This window comes from Streptomyces hyderabadensis (assembly GCF_020404845.1).
In the GTDB taxonomy this organism is placed as follows: domain Bacteria; phylum Actinomycetota; class Actinomycetes; order Streptomycetales; family Streptomycetaceae; genus Streptomyces; species Streptomyces hyderabadensis.
On sequence record NZ_JAIOJZ010000113.1, the window covers coordinates 1 to 7,284 of the forward strand.

Annotated in this window: 6 protein-coding genes and 1 tRNA gene; 6 read left to right on the plus strand and 1 reads right to left on the minus strand. The window is 72.8% G+C overall.

All coding sequences use genetic code 11. From position 1 onward, the window contains the following. Positions 1-280 (minus strand): putative quinol monooxygenase (locus K7854_RS36970; RefSeq protein ID WP_226030939.1); only part of this gene is annotated, 280 nt, incomplete at its 3' end. Positions 281-476: 196 nt separating this feature from the next. On the opposite strand from K7854_RS36970, the gene K7854_RS36975 reads away from it, so the two are divergent. The 6 genes from K7854_RS36975 to K7854_RS37000 all read left to right on the plus strand — a co-directional run bounded on the left by K7854_RS36975 (position 477) and on the right by K7854_RS37000 (position 7,178). Further along, positions 477-1,925, plus strand: coding sequence for an aldehyde dehydrogenase family protein (locus K7854_RS36975; protein ID WP_226030940.1), 1,449 nt, complete (start codon positions 477-479; stop codon positions 1,923-1,925). A gap of 38 nt (positions 1,926-1,963) precedes the next feature. Continuing rightward, positions 1,964-3,163: an L-2-hydroxyglutarate dehydrogenase gene (lhgD, locus tag K7854_RS36980; RefSeq protein ID WP_226030941.1), complete on the plus strand. Its 1,200-nt coding sequence runs from the start codon at positions 1,964-1,966 to the stop codon at positions 3,161-3,163. Positions 3,164-3,302: 139 nt separating this feature from the next. Further along, entirely contained in the window at positions 3,303-4,163 is an 861-nt protein-coding gene (locus K7854_RS36985; protein ID WP_226030942.1) for an amidohydrolase family protein, read from the plus strand. 13 nt (positions 4,164-4,176) lie between these two features. Next, positions 4,177-5,889, plus strand: a complete 1,713-nt coding sequence (locus K7854_RS36990) for a thiamine pyrophosphate-dependent enzyme (protein WP_226030943.1) — start codon at positions 4,177-4,179, stop codon at positions 5,887-5,889. An 18-nt stretch (positions 5,890-5,907) separates the two neighbouring features. Next, positions 5,908-6,987, plus strand: coding sequence for an Ldh family oxidoreductase (locus tag K7854_RS36995; protein ID WP_226030944.1), 1,080 nt, complete (start codon positions 5,908-5,910; stop codon positions 6,985-6,987). Positions 6,988-7,104: 117 nt separating this feature from the next. Next, positions 7,105-7,178, plus strand: a tRNA-Pro gene (locus K7854_RS37000). The last annotated feature ends 106 nt before the right edge of the window (positions 7,179-7,284 follow it).

Sequence of the window (7,284 nt, forward strand, 5' to 3'; positions counted from 1 at the left end):
CTTCGGCGAACGTCACCGACCGCTCCGTCAGCAGCGGCCACACGGTCTTGACGATCTGCTCCTCGAAGTGCGGTGCCGCCTTGTGCGCCTCGAACCCGGCGGCGTCGTCGTACCGCTCGTAGAGCAGGAAGCCGCCCGGCTCGTCCACCACCGCGTGCACCTCGTAGAGCTGGTTCGCCGGTTCCGTCCGGGTCGCCTGCCGCGCCCTCAGCAGCGCGGCGCGCACGGCCGCCTCGTCGGCGGGTGCGCAGCGGTAGTGGGCGACGACTGCGTAGGCCATGTCTCGGCTCTCCTCGGCTCGGCTCCCGGCGGTGTCGGACACACCGTCCGGCCTGCCGATTCCAGCATGGATCAAGCCCCGGGCGACCTGCGCGCGATGCAAGCTATGCCTGCCGCCGCGGGCCTGGTGAACGCACCCCCGCATGGTGTGTCGTCACGTCGTCCGCACCACGGCCGACGAAGGAAGAAGTGAACCGATGCGCACTCTGGAAACGCTCCTGGGCGGAGAGTGGGTGACGACCGGAGAGTGGATCGACGTCCACGACCCGGCCGATGTCCGCGCCCCCGTGGCCCGGGTCCCGGCCCTGTCCCCGAAGGACGTCACCCGGGCCCACGACCACGCGGAGCGGGGCTTCGCCGTCTGGAGGCGCACCAGCCCCTTCGACCGGGCCCGCATCCTCACCGACGCGGCCCGGCTGCTGCGCGAGCGCCTGGACACCGTCGCCGCCGATGTCACCGCGGAGAACGGCAAGACGCTGGCCGAGGCCCGCGGCGAGGCCGGCAAGGCCGCCGACTTCCTCGACTACTACGCGGGCCTGGCCCGACAGGGCTACGGCACCCTCCTGCACGACGCCCGCCCCGACACCCGTACCCACACCCAGCGCGAACCCGTCGGCGTCATCCTGGTGATCAGCCCCTGGAACGACCCGCTGATCACCCCGGCCCGCAAGCTCGCCCCGCTGCTCGCCACGGGCAACGCGGCCGTGTTCAAGCCGGCCACCGAGACCCCGGCGTCGGGACTGCACCTCGCTCGCGCCCTGCACGACGCGGGCCTGCCGGCCGGAGTCCTGAACGTCGTCACCGGCCGCACCGCCGAGATCGAGGAGGCCCTGCTCGACGACCCGCGGATCGCCGGCATCACCTTCACCGGCTCCAACGCCGTCGGCAACCGCATCCGCCGCCGCCTCGCCGACCGCAACGTCCGCTTCCAGGGCGAACTGGGCGGCAAGAACGCCTCCGTGGTCCTGAAGGACGCCGACCTGGCCGCCGCCGCCAAGAACGTCGTCGCCGCCTCCTTCGGACAGGCCGGGCAGCGCTGCACCGCCACCAGCCGGGTGATCGTCGAGCGTCCGGTGTACGACGCGTTCGCGCGGCTGCTGGTCGCCGAGGTAGAGGCGCTCACGGTCGGCCCCGGGACCGACCCGGCGACCAGCCTGTGCCCGCTCTCCAGCCCACGGCAGCGCGACAGCGTCCTCGCCGACCTGGCCCGGGCCGTCGAGCAGGGCGCCACCGTGCTCACCGGCGGCACCGCGGACACCGACGGCGACCGCGCCCACGGCTGCTACGTGCGGCCCACCGTCCTCGCCGACGTCACCCCCGGGACGGCGATCTGGCGCGAGGAGGTCTTCGGGCCGGTGCTCGCGCTGCGCGCCGTGGACGACTTCGCCGCCGCCGTCGCGGCCGTCAACGACTCCGACTACGGGCTCGCCGCCGCCGTCTTCACCCGCGACCTCGGCGCCGCGTACCGCTTCGCCGACGAGGCCGAGTGCGGCCAGGTCGCCGTCAACACCACCACCACCGGCTGGGACGTCCACCTGCCCTTCGGCGGCTTCCACGATTCCGGCACGGCCTACAAGGAGCAGGGCGAAGAGGTCCTGCGCTTCTCCACCCGCGTCAAGACGGTCGCCGTCCACTTCGGCGCGTGAGCACGCGAGGAGCGGCACGAACAGGAAGGAGGACGCCGATGGCCGACGAGACGATCGGCATCGTCGGCGCGGGCATCGTGGGCCTGGCCACGGCCCGCGAGATCGCGCTCGGGCGCCCCGGCACCCGGGTCGTCGTGTTCGAGAAGGAGCAGCGGGTCGCGCTGCACCAGACCGGCCACAACTCCGGCGTCGTCCACGCCGGGATCTACTACCCGCCGGGCAGCCTCAAGGCCGACCTGTGCGTGCGCGGGGTGTCGCTGCTGCGCGAGTACTGCCAGGACCGCGAGCTGCCCTACCGGGAGACCGGCAAGCTGGTGATGGCGGTCCACCGGGACGAACTGGGCCGCATGGAGAACCTCTACGAGCGGGCCCGGCACAACCACGTGCCCGACCTCAGGAAGGTCTCCCGGGACGAGATCAAGGAACTGGAGCCGCACGCCGGCGGCATCGCCGCCCTGCACTCCCCGCGCACCGCCATCACCGACTACCCGGCGATCGCCCGCGCGTTCGCCAGGGACGTCGAGGACTCCGGCGGCGAGGTCAGGCTCGGCTTCCCCGTCACCGGCATCAGCTCCGTGACCGGCGGCATCGAGGTGGCCTCCGGGCAGGAACGCATCAAGGTGGACCGGCTGATCCTGTGCGCCGGCCTGCACTCCGACTCCGTCGCGAAGCTGGCACAGGACGGGGCCGAGCCCCGGATCATCCCGTTCCGCGGGGAGTACATGCTGCTCAAGCCGGACCGCACCCACCTGGTCCGCGGCCTGATCTATCCGGTGCCCGACCCCCGCTACCCCTTCCTCGGCGTCCACTTCACGCCCCGCGTCGACGGCACCGTGGAGGTCGGGCCCAACGCCGTCCTGGCCCTGGCCAGGGAGGGCTACACGCTCGGCAGCATCTCCCCGCGCGACCTGCTCGGCCTCGCCGCCTATCCCGGCACCTGGCGGATGGCCGCCCAGCACTGGCGCACCGGCGTCAAGGAGTACCGGGGCGCCCTGTCCACGAAGGCCTTCATGAGGGACGCGGGACGCTACGTCCCCGGCGTCGGCGCGGCCGACGTGGTGCGGGGCGGCGCGGGCGTGCGCGCCCAGGCCCTGGACCGCGACGGCACCCTCGTCGACGACTTCCGCATCCACCGGGCCGGCCGGATCACCGCGGTGCGCAACGCGCCCTCGCCCGCCGCCACGGCGTCCATGGCGATCGCGGAGCACATCGCCGCCGCGGTCTACTCCGACGCCTGACGCGGGCCGGAACACCCTGATCAACAGCGCGCCGCCGCGCAACAACAGCTTGCATCCCGCGCTCTCTGCAAGACCCCCGCGCCCGCCTAGCGTTCCCCTCGCAGCACCCACCACCCCCCTTCGAGAAAGCGAGTTCCGCATGTTCGTCGTCGACACCCAGATCCACATCTGGAAGGAAGAGACCCCGGACCGCCCCTGGGTCCCGGGCGCCCGCGAGCGCATCCGCCTCAACGGCCACCGGGAGGACCCCTTCTCCTACGAGGAGGCCCTGGAGCTGATGGACGAGGCCGGCGTCAACCGCGCGCTGATCCTCCCGCCGTCCTGGGAGGGCAACCGCATCGACTACGCCCTGGAGGCCTGCGAGGCCCACCCGGACCGCTTCGGCATCATGGCCCGCGTCCCCCAGGACAACGAGGCCGAGGGCACCGCGATGCTGAAGGACTTCGCCGGGAACCCGCACATCAAGGGCACCCGGCTCACCTTCCACCGCCCGCAGGACCGCAACTGGATGATCGACGGCACCAACGACTGGTACTGGCCGATCGCCGAGGAACTCGGCATCCCCACCATGGTCCACGCCCCGATCTGGAAGCGGGAGCTGGGCGAGATCGCCGCCAAGCACCCCGGCCTGAAGATCATCATCGACCACATGGGCATCATGGCCCGCTGCGTCGACGACGCGATCGGCTACTGGGTGTCGGAGACCGCCGACCTGGCGGCCCACCCGAACATCTACGTCAAGGTCTCGGCGCTGCCCGGCTACTCCACCCAGCCCTTCCCGAACAACAACATCCAGAAGTACGTCCGCGAGATGGTCGACAAGATGGGGCCCGAGCGGTGCTTCTACGGCACCGACATCACCCGCCTGCTCGGCCACGGCATCACGTACACCGACACGATCGAGCAGTTCACCAAGCACTGGGACTTCACGCCCGAGGAGCTTGAATGGATCATGGGCCGCGGCATCTCCGAGGTCCTGAACTGGCCGTACGAGGGCTGAGGAAGCACACGAGATGACGGACAGCAAGAACAGGCCGGGCGCCGACGGCGGTGACGCCCTCGTGTCCGCCCTCACCGCCGTCGGCGCCGACCACGTCTTCTGCTCCTCGGGGTCCGAATGGGCCCCGGTGTGGGAGTCCCTGGCCCGGCGCCACCGCGACGGGGAACCGGCACCGCACTACCTGGACCTCACCCACGAGACGGTGGCGGTCGGCATGGCCACCGGCTACGGGCTGCTGCGCCGCCGCCCCCAGGCCGTGCTGCTGCACGCCGCGCCCGGCCTGCTGCAGGGCTCCATGGCCGTGCACGGGGCGCTGCTGGCCGGCGTACCCATGCTGGTCGCCTCCTCCGAGTCGACCACGTACGGCGACGGCCCAGGTCAGGACCCGGGCGGTCAGTGGTACCGCAACCTGTCCATCGTGGGCGGACCGCACCAGGTGGCCCAGCCCTTCACCAAGTGGGCCAACGAGGCCGGCGACATCAGCACCCTGCCCACGATGGTCACGCGGGCCGCGGAACTCGCCTGGCGGGCCCCGGCGGGCCCGGCCTACCTGAACATCCCGCTGGAGATCCTGCTGGAGGAGTGGGACGGCCGCGAGGCCAAGCCCGTCGTGGCGCCGGGCTCCACCCACTCCTCGCCCGAGGAGGTCGACCCGGTCGCGCAGCTGATCCGCGAGGCGGAGAACCCGGTGATCGTCACCGAGACGGCCGGGCGCGAGGCGGGCGGCTTCGAGGCCCTGGTCGCCTTCGCCGAGGCCTGGGGCATCCCGGTCGTCGAACCCGACTCGGCGGTGTGCGGCAACTTCCCGCGCACCCATCCGCTGCACGCCGGCAGCGACATCGGGCCGTGGATGGACGAGGCCGACCTGATCCTCCTGGTCAACTGCCGCGCCCCGTTCTACCCGCCGAGCCGCAGACCCTCGAAGGCGAAGATCGTCGTCATCGACCAGGTGCCGCAGCGCCCGCACATCGTCTACCAGGTCCTGTTCGCCGACGCCTACCTGGAGGGCAACGTCACCCACACCCTGCGCCAACTGGCCAAGCGGGCGCGGGACCTGGACCCGGCCGCGGTGGCCCTGCGGCGCGCGGCGCAGGAGGAGCGGCACGCCGCCGAGCAGGCCGCCGTCGCCGCCGCCGAGGCGACGGCGGAGCAGTCGGAAGGCGTCGACCCGGTGCTGGTCGCCGCCACCCTGCGCAGGCTGCTGGCCGGCCGGGACGGCATCGTCGTCGACGAGACCATCACCCACAGCCGGGTGGTCAAACGTCATCTGCGCACCGCCGACCCCGACGCGTACTTCTACGTCCAGGGCGGCCTGGGCCAGGGCATCGCCGTCGCGCTCGGCGTCAAACTCGCCGCGGGGCAGCGGCGCCCGGTCGTCCTCACCGTCGGAGACGGCGCCTTCACCTACAACCCGGTGATCCCGTCGTACGACGCGGCGAAGGCCTACGACCTGCCGGTGCTGATCGTGGTCTTCAACAACCGGGTCTACAAATCGATGAACCTCAACCACCGCCGCTTCTACCCCGAGGGCGCGGCGGCCGAGACCGGGGAGTGGCTCGGCACCGACCTGCACCGGCTGCCCCGCCTCGCGGCCTTCGCCGAACCGTTCGGCATGCACACCGAGACCGTCGACACCGCCGACGCCCTCGCGCCCGCCCTGGAGCGCGCGCTGAAGGCCGTGTCGGACGGCACCACCGCCGTCGTCGACGTCCTCGTCACCCGCTGACCCAGGAGAGCCCGCCCCATGACCGACACGCCCACCCCCGCCCCCGGGCCGGGGAAGGTCCGCGTCCCCGCCGACGACCTGAGCGCCTTCGCCGCCGCCCTGCTGGAGCAGGGCGGCCTGAGCGCCGAACACGCCCGCACCACCGCCGACGTCTTCGTCTGGGCGGCCCGGCGGGGCGTCGAGTCCCACGGCCTCGCCCGTGTCCCCGCCTATCTGGACCTGCTCGCCAAGGGCGTCGCCAACGCCGACCCCGGCCTGCGGGTCGAGTCGACCACCCCGGCCGCCGCGGTGATCGACGCCGACCGCGCCCCCGGCCCGGTCGCCCTCGTGGCCGCCGCCGACGAGGCGGTCGAACGGGCCCGCGCCTTCGGCGTCGGCACCGTCGGCGTCCGCCGCACCGTGCACACCGGCGCCATCGGCTACTACGTCGCGCGCATCGCCGAACAGGGCCTGGTGGGCCTGGGCTTCGTCGCCGGCATGCCCAACATGGGCTACACCGGCGTCAAGGGAGCCGCCGTCGCCACCAGCCCGCTCGCCGTCGCCGTACCCGCCGCCGACCGCGCCCCGCTGCTGCTGGACATGGCCACCGCCACCATCGCGCTCGGCAGGATCCGCCAGGCGAAGGCGAACGGCACCCCGCTGCCGGAGAACGCCGCCGCGACCGCCGACGGCACCCCCACCACCGACCCCGACCAGGCGGTCATGCCGCTCCCGCTCGGCGGTGCCAAGGGCTCCGGCATGTCCCTCGCCTTCGAACTGCTCACCAGCGTGCTCGTCGGAGCACCGATCTTCTCCGCCTTCCACTCCGACGACCCGGCCGGCCGCAAGCACCGTCAGAACGCGCTGCTCATCGCCCTCGACCCCGCCGCCTTCGGGGGCAGCGCCGCGGACTTCACGGCCGCCGTGGACGACACCCTCGGCACCCTGAAGTCCCTGCCGGTCGCGGACGGCGCCGACGGGGTGTACTACCCCGGCGAACGCAGCGCCGCCCTCGCCGTGGAACGCGCCGCCGACGGGGTACCGGTGGCACCGAAGGTGTGGCGCGACCTCACCGAGCGGGCGGCCGGGTACGGCATCACGCCCCCCGGCACCGCGTAGCGCGCCCCCGCACGTCGCCGGCCGCCCCGGAGGGGAGGGGCCGGCCGGCGACTCAGCCGCGCCCCGCCGATGGGGTAGGCTTGACCTGCGCGATCACGGAAGCAGCGGATCGCGCACCGGGACGTGGCGCAGCTTGGTAGCGCACTTGACTGGGGGTCAAGGGGTCGCAGGTTCAAATCCTGTCGTCCCGACGGTGGTGAAGGGTCCTCGCGGGCGGAAGCCCGCGGGGGCCCTTTGTCCTTGTCTCACCAGGGCCTGGCCCTGATCGAGCAGGGCGACGCCACGCGTGACGAGGCG